This window comes from Bacillus sp. JZ105 (assembly GCF_053903125.1).
On the sequence record NZ_CP096387.1, the window covers coordinates 1,438,136 to 1,457,943 of the forward strand.

The window sequence follows — 19,808 nt, forward strand, 5'->3', positions numbered from 1 at the left end:
AATATCATTAGTTTGTATTGACGCGGTCTAAAGCATGGCATAAAGGCGATAAGATCTCCTGTTTACTGCGGACATTTCCTTCCACCTTCACGATCACTTTTTCATCATTGACAAGTAAAATAGCCGGTAATTCGTCCACTTCATTTTTCCAGCCTTTACGATCTTCTTTCACAATCATTTTTGACATTTCCTTAGGGTATTCATTTTTTAAATCGAGGACTGCATCATAATATGGACTTTCTTTATCAAGGTTTTCTGCATCAGTAAAAAAGAGAATTCTCGGTTTTTGAATATGACGGACTTGGTCGGTCTGATTCGGTATGATATACGCAAATGAGCATGAACTAAGTACAAAGAGCATGGGGAATATAATGAGAAGTGTCCTCATAAAATTCAATCTATTCACCTCAAAATCATTTGGGGTTGTCCCAACATTTTTAGGAGCTTGTTCCCTGTTAGTCACTCTAGTGTATCATGTCCCTTTTGACAATTTTCGATTGTTACTCAATTGTTACAGAATTGATATGAAGCAAAATACAATTGAAACGTTCCCTCAATATGATGAAAAAAAGCACATATTTATAAAAAATGATTAAATGTGTCATACAATTAACCGTTGACAACTTAAATGTGACACCATATTATAGAGATAAGAAATAGATCAAACGCTTTCAAACTATGAATGAAGAAAAGGGGAATGTACGTGGGTACAATTATTTGTCAAGATTGCAATGAAACCATTGATCAATTTGAAAATGAAAAAGTGACAACGCTATACGGAACTTGCGGTCACTGTCATTGCTGTGATGAAGCCTCTGAATAAATAAAAAAGCATGCAGCTCCATTTGGGGCTGCATGTTTCTTTTTTATAAAATTGGTTTTTGTTCCTTAATCACACGAATCATTTTAAGCGTTGAATCTTCAGGTCCTTGGACAGGGAGACCAATTTCAATATTTTTAAAGATATACGATATATTTTCTTCTGTGATAATTTCACCTGGTATAAAAATCGGAATACCTGGCGGATACACCATCACAAACTCTGCGATAATGCGGCCGACTGCTTCCTTAAACGGAACGACTTCCGTTGTAGCGTAAAAGGCGTCACGCGGCGTCATAGCAAGCGATGGGATCTCAGGCAGCAGCACTTCCGTTACCGCTTGTCTGCCGCCCTCACGAGAAGAGGCTGCGGCAATTTCCTGCATTGCCGTCACGAGCGTATCAATTGTCTCATCTGAATCGCCAGGGGTGACGATACATAAAATGTTGTAAAGGTCAGAGAGCTCTACTTCAATTCGATAGCTTTCTCTCAGCCATTTTTCGACATCATGTCCGTTTAACCCAAGGTCTTTAATGGAGATAATTAATTTCGTTGGGTCATAATCGTAAGTGGAAGCTGAACCGAGTACTTCCTTGCCAATGCAGGTAATGCCGTCAATTTGATTCAAACGGTCTCTCGCTGATTCAGCCAAACGAATGGCTTCATCAGCTAGTGCCTTTCCTTCAGTGGCTAATCGTTTTCGAGCGACATCAAGTGACGCTAAGAGCAAATAAGAAGTGGATGTTGTCGTCAGCATACTCAAAATCGATTGCACGCGGTCTTTTGAAACAAGCCCTTCCTTCATATTTAAAATAGAGCTCTGCGTCAGAGAGCCGCCGAGTTTATGGACACTTGTTGCTGCCATGTCGGCACCTGCCTGCATCGCAGAGAGGGGAAGCTCATCGTGAAAATGTATATGCACACCGTGGGCTTCATCGACAAGGACAGGCACATCAAATGAATGGGCAATGTCTACGATTGATTTTAAGTCTGCTGAAATACCAAAATACGTTGGATTAATGACAAGCAAACCTTTCGCATCTGGATGCTCAGTGAGCGCCTTTTTGGCTGATTCAGGTGTAATACCGTGAGAAATGCCAAGCTCTTTGTCTATTTCTGGGTGAATAAAAACTGGAACTGCGCCAGAAAATACAATCGCGGACATAATTGATTTATGGACATTACGCGGAACGATAATTTTATCTCCAGGTCCGCATACCGTCATCACCATTGTCATGATGGCGCCGCTTGTGCCTTGAATAGAGAAAAACGTATGATCAGCACCGAAGGCTTCAGCAGCAAGCTCCTGTGCTTCTTTTATCATCCCTCGAGGTGAATGTAAATCATCGAGAGGTTCTATATTAATGAGATCAATGCTTAATGCATTGTCGCCAATGAATGCTCTAAATTCAGGATCCATTCCGGCTCCTTTTTTATGGCCTGGAATGTGAAATTGGACTGGATTGGTTGCTGCGTGTTTTTTTAGTCCAGTATATAAGGGTGTATCATGTTGTGACAATTGCTTTCCCACCTTCATCGAAATACCTGCTATTATTGTGCCAATTACAGCAGATTTCATTGCATAAAACAAAAGAATTATATTATGAACTGATCGGAATGTAAAGCATAAAATCAATCGGTTTCTGATCAAACAGATGCTATAATAAAGGTTCAAATGAGAAATGAGTGTTAAAGTGAGGGACAAGTAAATGGAATATCAATATCCAATGGATGTCGACTGGACGACAGAGGAAAAAATTGCGGTCATTTCATTTTTTCAGGCTGTTGAAAAAGCCTATGAAAAAGGAATAGCGAAGCAGGAGTTATTAGATGCTTATAAACGATTTAAAGATGTTGTGCCATCTAAAGCAGAGGAAAAAACGCATTGTGCGGCGTTTGAAAAGGGAAGCGGGTATTCCCCATATCGTGCAGTGAAAACCGCAAGAGAGGCAGAAGAGACAGCCGTTATACGCATGTGAAAAACGAGCCTATAAGGGCTCGTTTCAGCGTGCAGACAAACCCTCGCATTCGTTGTCAGGCCTGCGTGCCGGTGCTCACGAATGTCAAATTCGCTCCGCGCCGGTACTCGTCCTTCCTAGACTTCAAAGGTTTCTATCACGCTGAAAAAGAAGACAAAGGGCTAAAATCAAAATCATTTTAGCCCTTTGTCAACAATTTGAATCGAGCCTATAAGGGCTCGTTTTTTTATACAGATTCTTTCTGTGTGAAGCGGTATAGATACGTCAGCGTGCGGAAGGCATTTTCGATTTTCGATAGGAATTCTTCATTATTCATTTGAACGACTTCCTCTCTAGGCAGCTGAATGCCGCACAGAAGCTCGGCTTTCTTCACTGTTTGAACACGTTCAAAAAGCGTTTTCAGCTGTTCGGAATCTAGTTCGCTGTGACGCATGACATCTGGTTTCATATGATCTTTAGACCAAACAAAATCTTGCGGTATTTTCTGCTGGATGGTGTCTAGCTCTTTTTCAAATAGCTGGCCGTACTCACCTTTCACTGGAGATTCATAAATGAGCGCAAACCAGACAAAGACATGTGTTTTCCAAAGCCCAATTTGAAAATGAGGGAGTTTTTTATATCCGCGCTTACTGTTTGCAAAAGCAACCCATGTATCATTTGGCGGGTTGACAGATCTTCTAGCATGCTTTGCGACGTGTACAAACATTTCGTCTCCTGTAATAGAAGAAAGAAGTGGTGCAAAATGTTCCCCAAGTGCCTCAAGCTTTGGACGGACTCTTTCTTTTAATACAGTCATTCGTTCATCTAAACCATCAACTGTGAATGTTTCAAAATCTTCATCTCTAAAACGCATTTCACTCATGTTATGCCTCCTGTATCTTTTCGCTGATCATATTTTATCATAGCTTGGGTCAAGCTCAAAAAAAGATGCACCGTCAGATAAAAGATTGTAAAAGGCGTTGTGCAGCGTTTAAAACCTTTCATTTTGTGGTACATCATTAATAGGTAAAGACACAATTTTCAGAATGTCGTTGCGGTTATGCGATCGCTTCATACGATATAAGCAAGAACCATTTCTCTTATCGATTGAATTTTTTATCAATGAAAACTGACAAGGAATGAATCATTCTCTGGAAGGGGCGTTGACCAATGAAGCAAATCGTGAAGCAGGGGTATAGACAGGAGAAGAAAAATCGCATCGCTGTGTGGAGATTAGAGGTTGATTATGAGCTTTCTACACTTCATGAAGCCATCGAAGAAAAAGATGACATCCAAATCGAACGCAGCAAACGAAAGCTTGAGCGCCTAAGAAAAGAATGGGAGCAGCTTCAAGGGTAAAACAGCGTGAGGTAAAAACGAACCAATTCATCGGTTCGTTTTTGTATGAAGCTGCTTTTTTCTTGCTTTTACGTACATAATATCAGTATGCTATTACAAATAGGTCCTACATAGAAAAGAGGTTTACAATCTGATGACAAACTGGGTGGAAATTGACCGTCTTGCAAAGCTGTGGGTAAAAGAAGCAGGGAGCCGTATTAAAGCATCCATGCAGGAAGGTCTATCAATTGAAACAAAATCAAATCCAAATGATTTAGTCACGAATATCGATAAAGAAACAGAACGTTTCTTTATTGAAAAAATACAGTCGACATTTTCAGATCATCACATTTTAGGAGAAGAGGGACAAGGGGAAGAGGTGACCTCACTCGATGGAATTGTGTGGATCATTGATCCGATCGATGGCACAATGAACTTTGTCCATCAAAAACGCAACTTTGCCATTTCAATCGGGATATTTGAAAATGGTGTGGGGAAAATCGGTCTTATTTATGACGTCATTCATGACGAGCTCTACCATGCCATTAAAGGAGAAGGAGCCTATATGAACGATATCCTGCTCCCTCCATTAAAAGATGTGGAGATTGAAAAAGCCATTGTGGGTATTAATCCGACATGGGCGATCGAAAGCCCTTATTTTGACGCCAAACCATTTGCCCGTCTTGTGCGTGATGTAAGAGGGACACGAACGATTGGATCTGCCGCCCTTGAGCTTGCTTATATTGCAAGCGGAAGAAGTGACGCATATGTCACCTTAAGGCTTGCGCCGTGGGATTATGCGGCGGGCTGTGTACTGCTTGATGAAGTAGGGGCCGTTTACTCAAATATCCACGGAGAACGTCTTACGTTCCTAGACAAAAACAGCATAGTGGCTGGAAATCGATCCATTTGTGAAAAAATCTTGCATGATTACATAAAAGGAAGCGGAAATAAAAAATAAACGGAATCACTTCATGAGAATGAAGTGATTCAGACCGTAGACAAACCCCACTTTTACTTCAATTAAAAGTGGGGTTTTCACATTTTTTGATAAAAATATCATGTGTTTTACGCTGGACATGGTCCTTTCCATGTCCAGTTTGCTAGCTTTTTAAGGTTCATGGCAGCGAAAGTAAGCATCGCTTGCATTGAAACTTTTTTTAGTCCTCGAAGTTTCGTCCAACGCATACCATGCTTTTCTTTGGCATCCGCAAAAACGCGTTCAATTGTTTCTTTCCGTTTTGCATAGATGCTCTTATTTATTTCAGTGAGTCTTAGGTTGTCTGCTTCATCTAGGTAATCCTGCAAAATATGCCGATGAATTTGTTTGGTATGATTTTGACTTTGTGTACAGTTATCTAAAAACGAGCAGGACTTACATACTTCTGAGTCGGACGCATATTGCTTATAGCCTTCTCTAGTCGTTGTACGATAGGAGAGAATTTGCCCGTTGGGGCAAATGTAACAATCAAAATATGCATCATACACGTATTCATTCTTTTTCAAATAACCAGCTTTTGTTTTTGGACGAGTGTAAGGCATGACTGGTCTTATCTCTTGATCCATTAAAAACTTAGCGATGTAAGGTGTTTTATATCCAGCATCTACTGCGACTACATTTGGTTTTCCGATTTTCTCTGTCACCTTTGATACGAGTGAATCTAACATACGACTATCATGAACATTGCCACCTGTGACCAGTGATCCTAGAATAAATCCTTTTGAATCACAAGCTGTATGAAATGAATAAGCAAATGACTTTTCACGTTCATCCTTTACATAGTAGCCACTCTCTGGGTCAGTTGTACTGACCTTGATTTCTTTTATTTCTTCTTTATTCTGAAGGGGTAAAGGCTTTTTTCCATGTTCTTCACGATCAATATTAATTTCCTCATGAAGCTGATTTTGATAACTTCTCGTCTCAACTCGAACGATTTTCTTTTCAAGTTTTTTCTTATTGGCATTCGCTTTGACATGTGTTGAATCAATGAAGGCGACAGAAGGGTCAACGAGGCCTTTTTTCATCGCTTCTCTTAAGATTCGATAAAAAATTTGTTCGAATAAATCTGTATCGTGAAAACGTCTCACGTAGTTTTTACCGAAGGTAGAAAAGTGCGGAATTTTCTCCGAAAATCCATACCCAATAAACCAACGATAAGCTACATTGGTTTCAATTTCTTTAATCGTTTGACGCATGGAGCGAATGCCAAATAGATATTGGATCAAAACCATTTTAATGAGAACAACGGGGTCCACACTTGGTCTGCCATTGTCGGAACTATAATGATCTTTGACAAGATCATAAACGAAGTCAAAATCGATTGCTTGATCTATTTTCCGTACAAGATGATCTTCAGGCACTAATTCATCTAATGCCACTACTTCTAATTGATTTCTTCTTTCTTCTTCACGTTTCGATAACATGTTCATCCCCCACAGAAATGTTAATACCCTTATTATACAAAAAAGCTTGTTGACAAAGGGCTAAAATGATCTTTATTTTAGCCCTTTGTCTTCTTTTCAGCGTGAAAGAAAACCTTTGAAGTCTAGGAAGCTCGAGCACTGGAGCGGAGCGAATTTGACATTCGTGAGCACCAGCGCGCAGAGCTGACAACGAATGCGAGGGTTTGTCTACACGCTGAATCACTTCATGAGAATGAAGTGATTTTTTGTTTTTCCTGAAACTTTTTGGTAAGGCGGATGTCTATACGCTTTAAAGGCTGAAATAAAACCCCCATCTGGATAAACCAGATGGGGGTTTTTCTAGCTTAGCTTAATTTTTCTTTCGCAATTTGAACTGCATCATAGAACGTTTTCAATTGCTCTTGAGGAATTTTCTTAAGCATTTGGTTGAAAACAAGTAATTCAGTAGAGCTGAATCCAAGACCTTTTGCGATTTTTGAATCAATCACAACGTTTCCTTTTTTGTCTAGAACAAGGGCATCACCAGCAAGATCAGCAATTCTGATCACTGATTTGAAAAGCTTTTCGAATTTAGCCGCTTCTTCTTTTGTAAGACCAAGTTCAACAGCTTTTGCTGCATCAAAAACCAATTTCCCTTTTTCGTTTTTAGTGATGCTTTCACTGAAAACGATTGTAAGAACAGCTGCGCGGTCTAAGAATTTCTCAGCAGTCGCCGCTTCTTCTTCAGTTAGTCCGAGCTCAACCGCTTTTTTCACATCAAATGTGTAGTTGTTGTCTTCCTCAACAAATGAATTGATGAGAATGTTGATGACACGCTCGTTTTTCTCCAATAATTCTTTAATGATTTGCTGCTGTTCAAAAGGAATTCCTTTGAAAGTTGCAGCGCTTGCTTGCCCAGGAGCTACTGTTGTGAAAGTAAGAATGATAGCTAAAGCGAAAAATACAACAGAGCTGAGCGATTTGCTCAAAAACTTCTTCATGCTTCTTTTCTCTCCCTTTTCTGTTAAATTTTGTTGCAAGAAAAGCATACCATGAGAAACTTTGTGGAAGAATAGGAAAATTGTAACTTTATGTTTGATTTTGGAGAACTATAAAAGTTCTTGTCGAAAAATGGAGGGGTTCAGATTGCTTACTTTTGTCAATTCTTCAAGATACGTTCCGTCTGCAAAATGAAGCTTTCATAGGTGATTTGTCTTGTTTTTACTCAAAATAAAAAGCCTTCTACATATAGAATGTAAAAGGCTTTGAACTAATTTTATGATTGCACGTTTAATTTTCCTTTTAATGTAAATCCTGTACCCATGAAAATCATAGCGAACACGATACTTAAACATATGCCCAGTATGTTTTTTTCTGCAAGAGATACCCCAATAAACGCCATACTGACAACTGCAAGTAATGCACATAATAATAGAAGCCATTTGATTTGTTTCATTTGTCTCCATCCCTTTTTTTAGAGTTAATTTAAGTTTACAGAAAAACGATCGGCATTTAAAGGGGATTGTGATATAATATGAAAGTTATCTAATTATTTTAGGAGATGAAAATGTGAAACTTCGAAAAGACCTTCGCAACATCGCAATTATTGCCCACGTTGACCATGGTAAAACGACGCTTGTTGACCAATTGCTCCATCAAGCTGGTACTTTCCGTGCGAATGAAAATATCGCTGAGAGAGCCATGGATTCAAATGATTTAGAGCGAGAGCGCGGTATTACGATTTTAGCTAAAAATACTGCGATCCATTATAAAGATACACGCATTAATATTTTAGATACACCAGGACACGCCGATTTCGGTGGTGAAGTTGAGCGTATCATGAAAATGGTAGATGGTGTACTCCTCGTTGTGGATGCTTATGAAGGCTGTATGCCTCAAACACGCTTTGTGCTGAAAAAAGCACTTGAGCAAAACTTAACACCAATCGTTGTCGTCAATAAAATTGACCGCGACTTTGCTCGTCCGGCTGAAGTAGTCGATGAAGTGATCGACTTGTTCATTGAATTGGATGCAACAGAAGAACAGCTTGAATTCCCAGTTGTCTATGCATCAGCAATCAATGGTACAGCAAGTAACGATGCGAGCAAGCAAGATGAAAACATGGAATCATTGTTTGAAGCCATTGTGAACCATATTCCTTGCCCAGTTGATAACCATGAAGAGCCGCTTCAATTCCAAGTGGCACTACTTGATTACAATGATTATGTTGGCAGAATTGGAATTGGCCGTGTATTCAGAGGAACAATGCAAGTAGGACAGCAAGTAGCCTTGATGAAAGTCGACGGCACTGTGAAACAATTCCGCGTGACAAAGATCTTTGGTTTCCAAGGGTTAAAACGAGTGGAAATCAACGAAGCGAAAGCGGGAGATCTTGTCGCTGTATCTGGAATGGAAGACATCAACGTAGGTGAAACGGTTTGTCCGGTAGAACACCAAGAAGCACTTCCAATCCTTCGTATTGATGAGCCGACACTTCAAATGACGTTTGTTGTAAACAACAGCCCATTTGCAGGCCGTGAAGGAAAATACGTGACATCACGTAAAATCGAAGAGCGTTTAGAGCAGCAGCTTCAAACAGACGTCAGTCTTCGTGTAGATCCAACTGATTCACCTGATGCTTGGGTTGTTTCTGGACGCGGAGAGCTTCACTTATCCATTCTTATTGAGAATATGAGACGTGAAGGTTTTGAATTACAAGTATCGAAGCCAGAAGTTATTGTAAAAGAAGTTGATGGTGTTCGATGTGAGCCTGTAGAGCGCGTTCAAATTGATGTACCAGAAGAGCACACTGGCTCTGTTATGGAATCAATGGGTGCAAGAAAAGGTGAAATGATTGACATGATCAATAATGGTAACGGTCAAGTTCGCCTGATCTTTACAGTGCCATCACGTGGTTTAATTGGATATACAACTGAATTTCTTTCATTAACTCGTGGTTTTGGTATTTTGAACCATACGTTTGACAGCTACCAGCCAATGCAGTCTGGTCAAGTTGGCGGACGCCGTCAAGGTGTACTTGTTTCAATGGAAACAGGTAAAGCGACTGCTTACGGAATCCAAGGTGTTGAAGAGCGCGGTGTGATCTTCGTTGAGCCGGGTACTGAAGTATACCAAGGGATGATTGTTGGAGAGCATAACCGTGAGAACGACCTTGTTGTAAACGTAAGCCGTATGAAACAACAAACAAACGTACGTTCAGCTACGAAAGATCAAACGGTCAGCATGAAAAAACCTCGTATTATGTCACTTGAGGAATCTCTTGAGTACTTGAATGAAGACGAATACTGTGAGGTTACACCTGAATCCATTCGTCTTAGAAAGAAAATTTTAGACAAAAACGAACGTGAGAAAGCAGCGAAGAAGAAAAAGCTAGCAGGATTATCTTAATTCCATGAAGAATTAAAAAGTATAGAACCCTGAAAGATAAGGGGAGGGAATCTTTTTGAATGATCAGGAAGTAAGTGAAAATCTATCCTTTTTCGCGATGCTGTTTCGTGTCGATGAAAATCCGCAAACAGGGATGTGGCTCCTATATGGCACCATCCTTGTTTTAGCGATTATTGTTTTTAAGCTCGGCTTTGCAAGACGTTTACCGATTTTAAAAGCGCTCGTGATTTATTTGTTTTTGATTTTTGGCTGCACGTTTCTCACATTTCTAGGTATCTTCCTGCCAGTAGCGGAAGGACTGGTTGTGGCAGCTGCCATTTTGATTATTTATAAAATACGGCTGCATCGTGCGAAAAAAGAAGGAACAGTCAATACGTAAAAAAAGACCTGAACATGTGTCAGGTCTTTTTTTATGTCTTTTGTTCTTTCTTTCCTTTTTTCTTCTTTTTCTCTTTCGTCGCAGGATCCTGATAAAGAGAGAATCTGCCCGTTTTGATGCGAGCTTCAGTCTTTATTTTAATGCGTTCTTGGCAGTCATCGCACATATATGTATGAATGGGCCGGTTTCTTAACCGTTTAGCAACAAGTGTATCATCATCAATGGTTTCAAGCTTTTCACATAATGAGCACTTCACTCTCATCATTTTCACCTCACTTTATTGCATTTATTATAGCATGTTTTCCAGCTACTTAAAATCAGCGTAGAAAAAGGCTTATATCACAGGAGATATAAGCCGTTCTCATTAGTTCTTCTGATTCATATGATGGTTTGATTGGTCGTTTTGATTTTTTTCTAACTGCTTTTGATCCTGTTCTTTGAGCTGATTATTCGGATCATTTGTCGGATCTTTTTCGTTACGGTCGATCTCATTTCTTGGCATCTCTGGCATCACGCGGCCGACAATGGCAGCTAGTTCATCCATAATACCGCTTACTGGTCGGCCTGCTTGGATTTCTTTGCCCATTTCTTTTAAACGGCTGACTGTATCCGGATCAGCCACCACAACAGCATTTGCACCTTCCGGATCATTTCTCAGCGCTTTTGCAACTGAATATTTAATGGTTTCTACTTTGCTTCTATCTAAATCATCTTTTACATCAATACCAACAACAGCATAACGGCCGATGACGATTGCCGTTGCATCATTGACATCTGCTACGTGCTCTGTCACATTGACAAGATGCTGCGCAACATCTGTAGATGGGCGGGCTTGATTTGTCTTTTTCTTCGATGAGTCTGACACCCGTACTAAGTGCTGGCGTCCACCTTGCTCATCCACTGCTTCTGGCTTTTCCTGCTGCTGACAAGCGCCTAACAGAATGATCGTTTGAATCATGAATAATGTCAAAAATAGTCGCATTTATATTCCCTCCTTCACAAACTGCATGATTTATTTTATTGTTGAATTAACCTTCTAACTTTATTCATGAAAACATATATTTTAACAATCGTTTTGGGAAAGACAAGGATGAATGAAACCCCGATCAGGAGGCGAAGGACCTGAGTAAAATTTATGTATTAGACACAAATGTGTTATTACAGGATCCGAATTCAATCTTTTCATTTGAAGACAACGAGGTCGTCATTCCGGCCGTTGTGTTAGAAGAAGTAGACTCGAAAAAGAGATACATGGACGAGGTTGGGCAAAACGCCCGGCGTGTCTCACGTTTAATCGACGGTTTGAGATCGAAAGGGAAACTGCATGAAAAAATTACACTAGAATCAAAAGGGACGCTGCGCATCGAGCTGAATCACCGCTCTTTCCATGAGCTTCAAGAAATTTTTATTGAAAAAACGAACGATAATCGGATTTTAGCGGTCGCGAAAAATTTGAGCTTAGAGGAAGAAACAAAGCCTCACGGCCGGCCCGTCATTTTGGTCAGTAAGGATGTCTTAGTTCGGGTAAAGGCAGATGCTATAGGTCTCCAGGCAGAGGACTTTTTAAGTGACCGTGTGCTGCAAAACGAAGACATTGACAACGGCTATCATGAGCTCTATATTCCGACCGAGCAATTGAATACATTTTATAAGCAAAGTCAATTGCCGATAAAAGAAGTCACAAGTGCACCATTAAACCCTCATCAATTCGTCATTATGAAGGGGAATGAAGGCGGCTCTGCTTTAGGAATGCTTGATCAAAAGGCACAGCACGTGAAACGGCTGATTTATGATCAAGAGCATGTTTGGGGAATCCGTCCGAAAAATGTTCAGCAGACGATGGCCTTAGAGCTGCTATTGCGCCGTGATATACCGCTTGTGACATTGATCGGAAAAGCGGGTACTGGTAAAACACTCCTTGCACTGGCAGCCGGATTAATGCAGACAGAGGATCTCGGCATGTTTAAAAAACTGATCGTAGCCCGTTCCATTGTTCCTGTTGGCAAGGATTTAGGCTACTTGCCAGGTGAAAAGGAAGAGAAACTCAGACCTTGGATGCAGCCGATTTATGACAACTTGGAATTTTTATTTAATACAAAAAAACCTGGTGAACTTGATGCGATTTTGGCGGGAATTGGTTCTATTCAAGTGGAAGCTTTAACGTATATCCGTGGAAGAAGTATTCCTGATCAATTTATTATCATTGATGAGGCGCAGAATTTAACGAAACATGAGGTAAAAACATTATTAACGCGCGTCGGAGAGGGAAGTAAAATCGTGCTGATGGGAGACCCGGAGCAGATCGATCATCCTTATTTAGACAGCTTAAATAATGGGCTTACGTATGTCATTGAACGGTTCAAAAGACAGCAAATATCTGGACATGTCAAGCTTGTCAAAGGAGAAAGGTCTGGACTTGCACAGCTTGCAGCTGATTTGCTGTAGTCCAGACCCTCTGTCTTATGTAATGATGAGCTCTTTGACACCTTTTATCGGCTGAGTGAGGTTGGACTGATCCGCGAAATAAACGTGGATTGGTCCTTCTTCAGTCATAGGCTTCCCATTTTGGCTGAAGTGTGCAATACTTTCCATTGCCTGAGAAAGCGGAACAGCAATTGTCTCTGTTTCTGTGACAAATTCGCATGTGTCTGCATGTTCAAGCGGTTCTGCATTTTTCAGCATATCACCGAGCTTCATTCCGAAGCTGCCTGTGATGAGTCTTTCCTTTTCGTACTTCTTCTCTGTTTTTAAAGTGGGTGGAAGTGTTTGTCCTTCTCTGATTACCCGCTCTTGGTCAAGCTCCTGATCCAGCTGACTTTCTTCATTTGCTGTCCTTTTTTCAAAAAATGAATCCATTAAAAATTTGCGGTCATCAAAAATCCATACACTTGGATCAATGGTGATCTTGTACTTTACGTTCCCCTTAATTTGAATGATGCTCATGTTCAAGACAACCCCTTTCCACCATAAATTATAGAAGTTTTCGCCTGCTTTGTCACTTTCATAAACATGCTTCTCCTTGTACACACTAATCGTACATGAAAGATAGGGAGGATATTGGGCATGGCATGTCGCGACAATGAAGAGCTTCAGCGATTTGTAGAAGAAGCAAAAAAAGTGGCCAAAGATGGCAAAGTAGCATCCTATATTCCCGCTCTCGCCAAAGCGGATCAGACGGATTTATCTGTGGCTGTGTACCATGTGAGTAATACTTGCCACTCGGCAGGAGATGTAGATAAACGCTTTACTCTGCAAAGTATTTCTAAAGTATTAGCCCTTGCGCTCGTACTCTCAGAAGAAGGACCGAAAAAAGTCTTTCAATTTGTTGGACAAGAGCCTACAGGTGACCCGTTTAATTCAATGATTAAGCTGGAAACAGCAAGTCCAAATAAGCCGCTGAATCCAATGATTAATGCAGGAGCGCTTGCAGTCACAAGCTTAATAAGAGGAGCCACTCCGCAAGATCAGCTGAACCGCCTGCTTGGCTTTATTAGAGAGCTCGCAAATGACAAAAGCATTACATACTGCAAGGAAACAGCCGCATCTGAATTTGAGACATCGATGATTAACCGGGCTATGTGCTATTATATGAAGCAATATCATATTATTAGAGGGAACGTAGAAGAGGTCATGGACGTGTATACGAAACAATGTGCCATCATGATGAACAGCTTAGATTTGGCGAAAATTGCTTGTGTTTTTTCATTAGATGGCAGACATCCAGAGACGGGCCAGCAAATTCTTTCAAAAGATGTCGCTAGAATTTGTAAAACCTTTATGGTGACGTGCGGCATGTATAATGCAAGCGGGGAATTTGCCATTAATATCGGCATACCTGCTAAAAGCGGTGTTTCAGGCGGGATTATGGGAGCGGCACCATATGATTTTGGGATCGGAATTTTCGGTCCTGCCCTGGATGAAAAAGGGAATAGTATTGCTGGGATTAAGCTGCTTAAACTCATGAGTGAAAAATATGAGATGAGTATCTTTTAATGAGGAATGTCTTCTTTTTATTTTTACAAAGCGAACTGTACAAATCTGCTTGCAATTTTGGGCGTTTCGCTTTATGATAAATAGAAGAATTAGGTACTCGCCTGGGGAACGGAGGGATACTTTTGGCGTCAGAAATTTTAGTCGATCATCGGCAAAAGGCACTGGCTTTATTAAAATTGGATGCAGATAAAATTTTAAAATTGATCCAAGTGCAAATGGACAACTTAACGATGCCGCAATGTCCTCTTTATGAAGAGGTTTTAGATACTCAAATGTTCGGATTATCGAGAGAGATTGATTTTGCTGTCCGGCTTGGATTAGTTGATCAACATGAAGGCAAGAAACTACTCGATAAACTTGAGAGAGAGCTTTCCGCACTTCATGATGCGTTCACAAAAAAATAACGATTGAAAACTCAAACTTCCACAACATAAGTTTGAGTTTTTTTGTCCCCTATTTTCTTTTGATGGATTGACGGCAAACGGACTTGATTCTTTCATGAATGACGAACAATATAAAAGAGGTAAAACGGGATCAAACGGAGAAAATGTAGTAGAATAAGAACAGCTAAGAAGATATCAAGCAGTAGAAACAGACGTTAGGAAGAGGATTATATGTTAAAGAGAATGCTAAAATCGTATGACTACTCATTATTGTTCGCCATTATCTTAATCAGCGCATTCGGTTTGGTTATGGTGTATAGCTCAAGTATGATTACATCTGTTATCAGATACGATGCCGCGCCAGATAACTTTTTTAAGAAACAGCTCTTATTTATGATTGTTGGAGCAGCCATCCTGATCTTTACTGCATTAGTTCCATATCAGCTGTTTTCAAATAAGAAATTCCAGATTGGTATGCTGCTGATTTCAGTTTTTTCCCTCATCTATGTGTACTTTGGCGGTCATATTGCAGGGAACGCAAGAAGCTGGATCAAATTAGGCCCTTTTAGTCTTCAGCCAGCTGAATTTGTAAAGATTGTCGTCATCATCTATCTTGCTGCGGTGTATGCCAAAAAGCAGCATTATATTGATCATATTTTAAGAGGTGTCACGCCTCCCATCGTGATTGTCTCTATCCTGTGCGGATTTATCATGTTGCAGCCAGACTATGGAACAGCCTTTATCATTGGCATGATTGCCCTTGCAATGATTTTATGCTCAGGCTTTAGCGGCAAAACGCTTGCGAAGCTGCTGGCGCTATTTAGTGCAGTGATGGTCGTCGTGACCCCGTTTATTATTCTTTTTTGGGATAAAATTTTCACCCAAAATCGTCTCGGACGTTTTGAGAGTTTCCAAGATCCATTTAAAGATGCAGGGGCTACTGGGCACCAATTGATTAATTCATATTATGCGATTGGATCAGGCGGCTTTTTTGGACTCGGTCTAGGAGAAAGCGTTCAAAAGTACGGATATCTTCCAGAACCGCACACAGACTTTATCATGGCAATTATCTCAGAAGAGCTTGGCTTTTTCGGCGTGTTTTTTGTTCTCGCTCTTCTTGGTTTCATCGTCGTGAAAGGTTTTTATATTGCGAGAAAGTGTGAAGATCCGTTTGGAAGTTTGCTTGCAATAGGAATTTCCTCCATGATTGCGATCCAAACTTGTATTAATTTAGGCGGTGTTTCAGGTCTTATTCCAATTACTGGGGTGACACTTCCGTTTATCAGCTACGGGGGATCGTCTATCATTTTACTTAGCATCTGTATGGGCGTGCTGCTGAATATCAGCATGTTTACTGAATATAAAGAGCGTTACAAAAAGAAAAAATCAATGAGCAAACCATCGGTTGAAAAAAATGGATTGCAGAAAACTTTGAATCTTTAGAAAACAAAAGTGTACAGTTTTCATTTCTTCCTTTATTATAGAATACATATAAAATTTTAAGGGATATGGAGGAGTGAGAATGTCACAGAGAACAATTCAAAAGGTTCTAGTTGCAAACAGAGGGGAAATCGCTATCAGAGTCTTCAGGGCCTGTACGGAGCTCAACTTACGTACAGTGGCCATTTATTCCAAAGAAGACTCTGGCTCTTATCATCGCTATAAAGCAGATGAAGCATATCTAGTTGGAGAAGGGAAGAAACCGATTGATGCCTACCTTGATATCGAGGGGATCATCGAAATTGCGAAACGAAATGACGTGGATGCGATTCATCCAGGCTACGGATTTTTATCCGAAAACATTCATTTTGCAAGACGGTGTGAAGAGGAAGGCATTCAATTTATCGGTCCAACTTCTCAGCATTTAGATATGTTTGGAGATAAAGTAAAGGCGAGAGATGAAGCGAAAAAAGCTGGAATTCCAGTCATTCCAGGAAGTGACGGACCAGTTGATTCGGTCGAAGAAGTCGAAAAATTCGGTGAAGATTACGGTTACCCGTTTATTATTAAAGCTTCACTAGGCGGCGGCGGCCGGGGTATGCGGATTGTCAGATCAAAAGAAGAGCTGAAGGAAGCCTATGACCGTGCGAAGTCAGAGGCAAAAGCTGCTTTTGGAAATGACGAAGTATACGTTGAAAAGCTGATTGAAAATCCAAAACATATTGAAGTGCAGGTGATTGGAGACAATCACGGCAATATCATTCATTTATATGAGCGTGACTGCTCTGTTCAAAGGCGGCATCAAAAGGTCATTGAAGTGGCGCCAAGTGTGTCTCTAACAGATCAATTGCGTGAAGATATTTGCGAAGCGGCTGTCCAGCTGGCTCGGAATGTATCGTACATTAATGCAGGGACTGTAGAATTCCTTGTTGCAAATGGAGAGTTTTACTTTATTGAAGTCAATCCAAGGGTGCAGGTAGAACACACGATTACTGAAATGATCACAGGTGTTGATATCGTTCAAACTCAAATTCTTGTTGCAAAGGGGCATAACCTTCACAGCAAAGAAGTTGGTATTCCAAAGCAAGAAGATATCTTTACACACGGCTTTGCCATTCAATCAAGGGTCACAACAGAAGATCCTTTAAATGACTTTATGCCAGACACAGGAAAAATTATGGCCTACCGCTCAGGTGGAGGATTTGGTGTACGTCTTGATACAGGGAACAGCTTCCAAGGTGCGGTCATTACACCTTATTACGATTCACTATTGGTCAAGCTGTCTACATGGGCGCTCACGTTTGATCAAGCGGCTGCTAAAATGGTCCGAAATTTACAAGAATTCAGGATTCGCGGGATTAAAACAAACATCCCATTTCTTGAAAACGTGGCTAAGCATGAGAAGTTCCTAAAAGGGGAATACGATACATCGTTTATCGACTCAACGCCAGAACTATTTAATTTCCCTAAGCAAAAAGACCGCGGAACGAAGATGCTTACTTATATTGGTAATGTTACCATTAATGGGTTCCCAGGTATTGCGGATAAAAAGAAGCCTCATTTTGACAAGCCAGACGTACCGAAGCTTCCTCTCAATCAAGAGATTCCGTCTGGGACAAAACAATTGTTAGATGCGCATGGACCTGAGGGGCTTGCCAACTGGGTGAAAGAACAAAATAACGTCCTTTTAACTGACACAACCTTTAGAGATGCGCATCAGTCTCTGCTTGCGACACGTTTCAGAACACATGATTTAAAGAAAGCTGCCCAGCCGACAGCAGGTTTATGGCCAGAGCTGTTTAGTATGGAGATGTGGGGCGGGGCTACATTTGATGTTGCGTACCGTTTCTTAAAAGAAGATCCTTGGGAACGATTGAAAGAGCTTCGTCAAGAAGTGCCAAACACGCTGTTCCAAATGCTATTAAGATCATCAAACGCTGTTGGATATACAAACTATCCGGATAATGTGATCAAAGCATTTGTAAAAGAATCAGCCGAGGCTGGCATTGATGTATTCCGTATTTTCGACAGCTTAAACTGGGTCAAAGGCATGACGCTTGCCATTGATTCTGTTCGGGAATCAGGCAAAGTGGCAGAGGCGGCGATTTGTTATACGGGGGATATTCTTGATCCATCTCGTCCAAAATATGATCTTGAGTACTATGTATCTCTTGCAAAAGAGCTTGAATCTGCCGGCGCACATATTTTAGGTATTAAAGATATGGCGGGGTTATTAAAACCGCAGGCTGCCTACGAGCTAGTCTCTGCTCTAAAAGATGAACTTACGATCCCTATCCATCTTCATACGCATGACACGAGTGGAAATGGACTGTTCACCTATGCAAGAGCGATTGATGCAGGTGTTGATATTGTGGATGTTGCCGTCAGCTCTATGGCAGGACTCACATCGCAGCCAAGTGCTAGCTCACTTTATTATGCTTTAGATGGACATGAAAGAAAGCCAGACATGAACGTCCAATCTGTCGAACGCCTTTCTCAATACTGGGATTCCGTCAGAAAATACTATCATGAATTCGAAAGCGGCATGAATTCGCCTCATACAGAAATTTATGAGCATGAAATGCCTGGCGGTCAATATAGCAACTTGCAGCAGCAGGCGAAAGGTGTCGGTCTTGGTGAGCGCTGGAATGAAGTAAAGGAAATGTACAGACGTGTGAATGACATGTTTGGTGATATTGTAAAGGTAACACCATCTTCTAAAGTAGTTGGAGATATGGCACTTTATATGGTGCAAAATGATCTAACAGAAGAAGATGTTTATGAAAAAGGAGCAACACTAGACTTCCCGGATTCTGTTGTGGAATTATTTAAAGGTTATTTAGGCCAGCCGCATGGCGGATTCCCAGAAAAACTGCAAAAGCTGATTTTAAAAGGGGAAGAGCCACTTACTGTCAGACCTGGTGAGAAGCTGAAGCCAGTGGACTTTGAAGACATTAAGAAGCAGTTCAAAGAATCTCATGACCTGACGTTAACAGAGCAAGACGCAATTGCGTATGCTTTATATCCGAAAGTCTTTTCTGAATTTGTCCAAACAGCAGAAAGCTATGGTGACATCTCTGTTCTTGACACACCAACGTTCTTCTACGGGATGAGGCTTGGAGAAGAGATTGAGGTGGAAATCGAAAAAGGAAAAACCCTGATTGTCAAACTCGTATCAATTGGTGAACCGAATCCAGATGCCACAAGAGTTCTTTACTTTGAGTTAAATGGCCAGCCGCGTGAAGTGGTAATTAAGGATGAAAGCATCAAATCCTCCGTTCAAGAAAAAATGAAGGCGGACCGTTCGAATCCAAATCACATCGCCGCATCGATGCCGGGAACTGTCATCAAAGTACTCGTGGAAAAAGGACAGAAAATTTCACAAGGTGAGCATTTGATGATCAATGAAGCCATGAAAATGGAAACGACTGTACAAGCCCCATTTTCTGCGGTCGTAGATGAAATACATGTGACAAATGGAGAACCGATCCAAACCGGTGATCTGCTAATTGTATTAAAGCCTGAATAAGAAGTGAGACACATCCACCGTGATGTGTCTTTTTTTGAGCGCATTAAAATGTGCAGCAGCCAGTGAGAGTGATTACACTATAGAGTAAGGTGAAGAAGGTTGGACAACATTGTTGTGATTTGATTTCGCCGGGATACGCGATGAGATGATCAGATCG

The 19,808-nt window shown here is 40.8% G+C and carries 20 protein-coding genes; 11 read left to right on the plus strand and 9 right to left on the minus strand.

Features of this window, described 5'->3' with window-relative positions:
• Positions 1-7 precede the first annotated feature (7 nt).
• On the minus strand, positions 8-388 hold the full coding sequence (locus M1D81_RS07320) for a hypothetical protein (protein ID WP_223250976.1): 381 nt from the start codon (positions 386-388) through the stop codon (positions 8-10).
• Positions 389-703: 315 nt separating this feature from the next.
• Here M1D81_RS07320 and M1D81_RS07325 point away from each other — a divergent pair, with 315 nt between their 5' ends.
• On the plus strand, positions 704-823 hold the full coding sequence (locus M1D81_RS07325; protein ID WP_003212464.1) for a GapA-binding peptide SR1P: 120 nt from the start codon (positions 704-706) through the stop codon (positions 821-823).
• 43 nt (positions 824-866) lie between these two features.
• Here M1D81_RS07325 and M1D81_RS07330 read toward each other — a convergent pair whose 3' ends face one another.
• Positions 867-2,339 (minus strand): aminotransferase class I/II-fold pyridoxal phosphate-dependent enzyme, encoded by a 1,473-nt coding sequence (locus M1D81_RS07330; protein ID WP_456265166.1) that lies wholly within the window; start codon positions 2,337-2,339, stop codon positions 867-869.
• Positions 2,340-2,529: 190 nt separating this feature from the next.
• Here M1D81_RS07330 and M1D81_RS07335 point away from each other — a divergent pair, with 190 nt between their 5' ends.
• Positions 2,530-2,799 carry a UPF0223 family protein gene (locus M1D81_RS07335; protein ID WP_456265165.1) on the plus strand — a complete coding sequence of 90 codons (270 nt, stop codon included), beginning with the start codon at positions 2,530-2,532 and terminating at the stop codon, positions 2,797-2,799.
• 226 nt (positions 2,800-3,025) lie between these two features.
• Here M1D81_RS07335 and M1D81_RS07340 read toward each other — a convergent pair whose 3' ends face one another.
• Positions 3,026-3,661 carry a DUF1054 domain-containing protein gene (locus tag M1D81_RS07340; RefSeq protein ID WP_024426894.1) on the minus strand — a complete coding sequence of 212 codons (636 nt, stop codon included), beginning with the start codon at positions 3,659-3,661 and terminating at the stop codon, positions 3,026-3,028.
• A gap of 287 nt (positions 3,662-3,948) precedes the next feature.
• Between M1D81_RS07340 and M1D81_RS07345 the strand changes: the two genes are divergently transcribed.
• The gene (locus M1D81_RS07345) at positions 3,949-4,137 is read left to right on the plus strand and encodes a hypothetical protein (protein ID WP_117730172.1); all 189 of its coding nucleotides are present in this window, start codon (positions 3,949-3,951) and stop codon (positions 4,135-4,137) included.
• A 133-nt stretch (positions 4,138-4,270) separates the two neighbouring features.
• On the plus strand, positions 4,271-5,077 hold the full coding sequence (locus M1D81_RS07350) for an inositol monophosphatase family protein (protein WP_024426895.1): 807 nt from the start codon (positions 4,271-4,273) through the stop codon (positions 5,075-5,077).
• Positions 5,078-5,184: 107 nt separating this feature from the next.
• Here the strand turns inward: M1D81_RS07350 and M1D81_RS07355 are convergent, their stop codons facing one another.
• From M1D81_RS07355 to M1D81_RS07365, 3 genes are all read right to left on the minus strand, one after another.
• Positions 5,185-6,540, minus strand: a complete 1,356-nt coding sequence (locus M1D81_RS07355; protein WP_456265164.1) for an IS1182 family transposase — start codon at positions 6,538-6,540, stop codon at positions 5,185-5,187.
• Positions 6,541-6,884: 344 nt separating this feature from the next.
• Positions 6,885-7,520, minus strand: a complete 636-nt coding sequence (locus M1D81_RS07360; protein ID WP_024424766.1) for a hypothetical protein — start codon at positions 7,518-7,520, stop codon at positions 6,885-6,887.
• Between the two features lie 275 nt (positions 7,521-7,795).
• The gene (locus M1D81_RS07365; RefSeq protein ID WP_456265163.1) at positions 7,796-7,975 is read right to left on the minus strand and encodes a DUF5325 family protein; all 180 of its coding nucleotides are present in this window, start codon (positions 7,973-7,975) and stop codon (positions 7,796-7,798) included.
• A 113-nt stretch (positions 7,976-8,088) separates the two neighbouring features.
• Here M1D81_RS07365 and typA point away from each other — a divergent pair, with 113 nt between their 5' ends.
• A complete protein-coding gene (gene typA, locus M1D81_RS07370) occupies positions 8,089-9,927 on the plus strand; it encodes a translational GTPase TypA (protein ID WP_041084955.1) in 1,839 nt (612 codons plus the stop codon).
• Positions 9,928-10,024: 97 nt separating this feature from the next.
• The gene (locus tag M1D81_RS07375) at positions 10,025-10,306 is read left to right on the plus strand and encodes a YlaH-like family protein (RefSeq protein WP_044334035.1); all 282 of its coding nucleotides are present in this window, start codon (positions 10,025-10,027) and stop codon (positions 10,304-10,306) included.
• 31 nt (positions 10,307-10,337) lie between these two features.
• Here M1D81_RS07375 and M1D81_RS07380 read toward each other — a convergent pair whose 3' ends face one another.
• Both M1D81_RS07380 and M1D81_RS07385 read right to left on the minus strand, forming a co-directional pair.
• Positions 10,338-10,568 carry a YlaI family protein gene (locus M1D81_RS07380; RefSeq protein ID WP_024424769.1) on the minus strand — a complete coding sequence of 77 codons (231 nt, stop codon included), beginning with the start codon at positions 10,566-10,568 and terminating at the stop codon, positions 10,338-10,340.
• Positions 10,569-10,670: 102 nt separating this feature from the next.
• On the minus strand, positions 10,671-11,288 hold the full coding sequence (locus tag M1D81_RS07385) for a YhcN/YlaJ family sporulation lipoprotein (protein ID WP_456265162.1): 618 nt from the start codon (positions 11,286-11,288) through the stop codon (positions 10,671-10,673).
• 140 nt (positions 11,289-11,428) lie between these two features.
• Here M1D81_RS07385 and M1D81_RS07390 point away from each other — a divergent pair, with 140 nt between their 5' ends.
• Positions 11,429-12,751 (plus strand): PhoH family protein, encoded by a 1,323-nt coding sequence (locus M1D81_RS07390; RefSeq protein ID WP_456267146.1) that lies wholly within the window; start codon positions 11,429-11,431, stop codon positions 12,749-12,751.
• Between the two features lie 15 nt (positions 12,752-12,766).
• On the opposite strand, the gene M1D81_RS07395 is transcribed toward M1D81_RS07390, so the two are convergent.
• Positions 12,767-13,249: a hypothetical protein gene (locus tag M1D81_RS07395; protein WP_041108872.1), complete on the minus strand. Its 483-nt coding sequence runs from the start codon at positions 13,247-13,249 to the stop codon at positions 12,767-12,769.
• 120 nt (positions 13,250-13,369) lie between these two features.
• Between M1D81_RS07395 and glsA the strand changes: the two genes are divergently transcribed.
• The 4 genes from glsA (at position 13,370) to pyc (ending at position 19,651) form a co-directional block, all read left to right on the plus strand.
• A complete protein-coding gene (gene glsA / locus M1D81_RS07400; RefSeq protein ID WP_326148660.1) occupies positions 13,370-14,299 on the plus strand; it encodes a glutaminase A in 930 nt (309 codons plus the stop codon).
• A 122-nt stretch (positions 14,300-14,421) separates the two neighbouring features.
• On the plus strand, positions 14,422-14,703 hold the full coding sequence (locus tag M1D81_RS07405) for a YlaN family protein (RefSeq protein ID WP_003212509.1): 282 nt from the start codon (positions 14,422-14,424) through the stop codon (positions 14,701-14,703).
• 210 nt (positions 14,704-14,913) lie between these two features.
• Positions 14,914-16,125: a putative lipid II flippase FtsW gene (gene ftsW / locus M1D81_RS07410; protein ID WP_456265161.1), complete on the plus strand. Its 1,212-nt coding sequence runs from the start codon at positions 14,914-14,916 to the stop codon at positions 16,123-16,125.
• A 79-nt stretch (positions 16,126-16,204) separates the two neighbouring features.
• The gene (gene pyc / locus M1D81_RS07415; protein WP_456265160.1) at positions 16,205-19,651 is read left to right on the plus strand and encodes a pyruvate carboxylase; all 3,447 of its coding nucleotides are present in this window, start codon (positions 16,205-16,207) and stop codon (positions 19,649-19,651) included.
• Positions 19,652-19,808 lie beyond the last annotated feature (157 nt).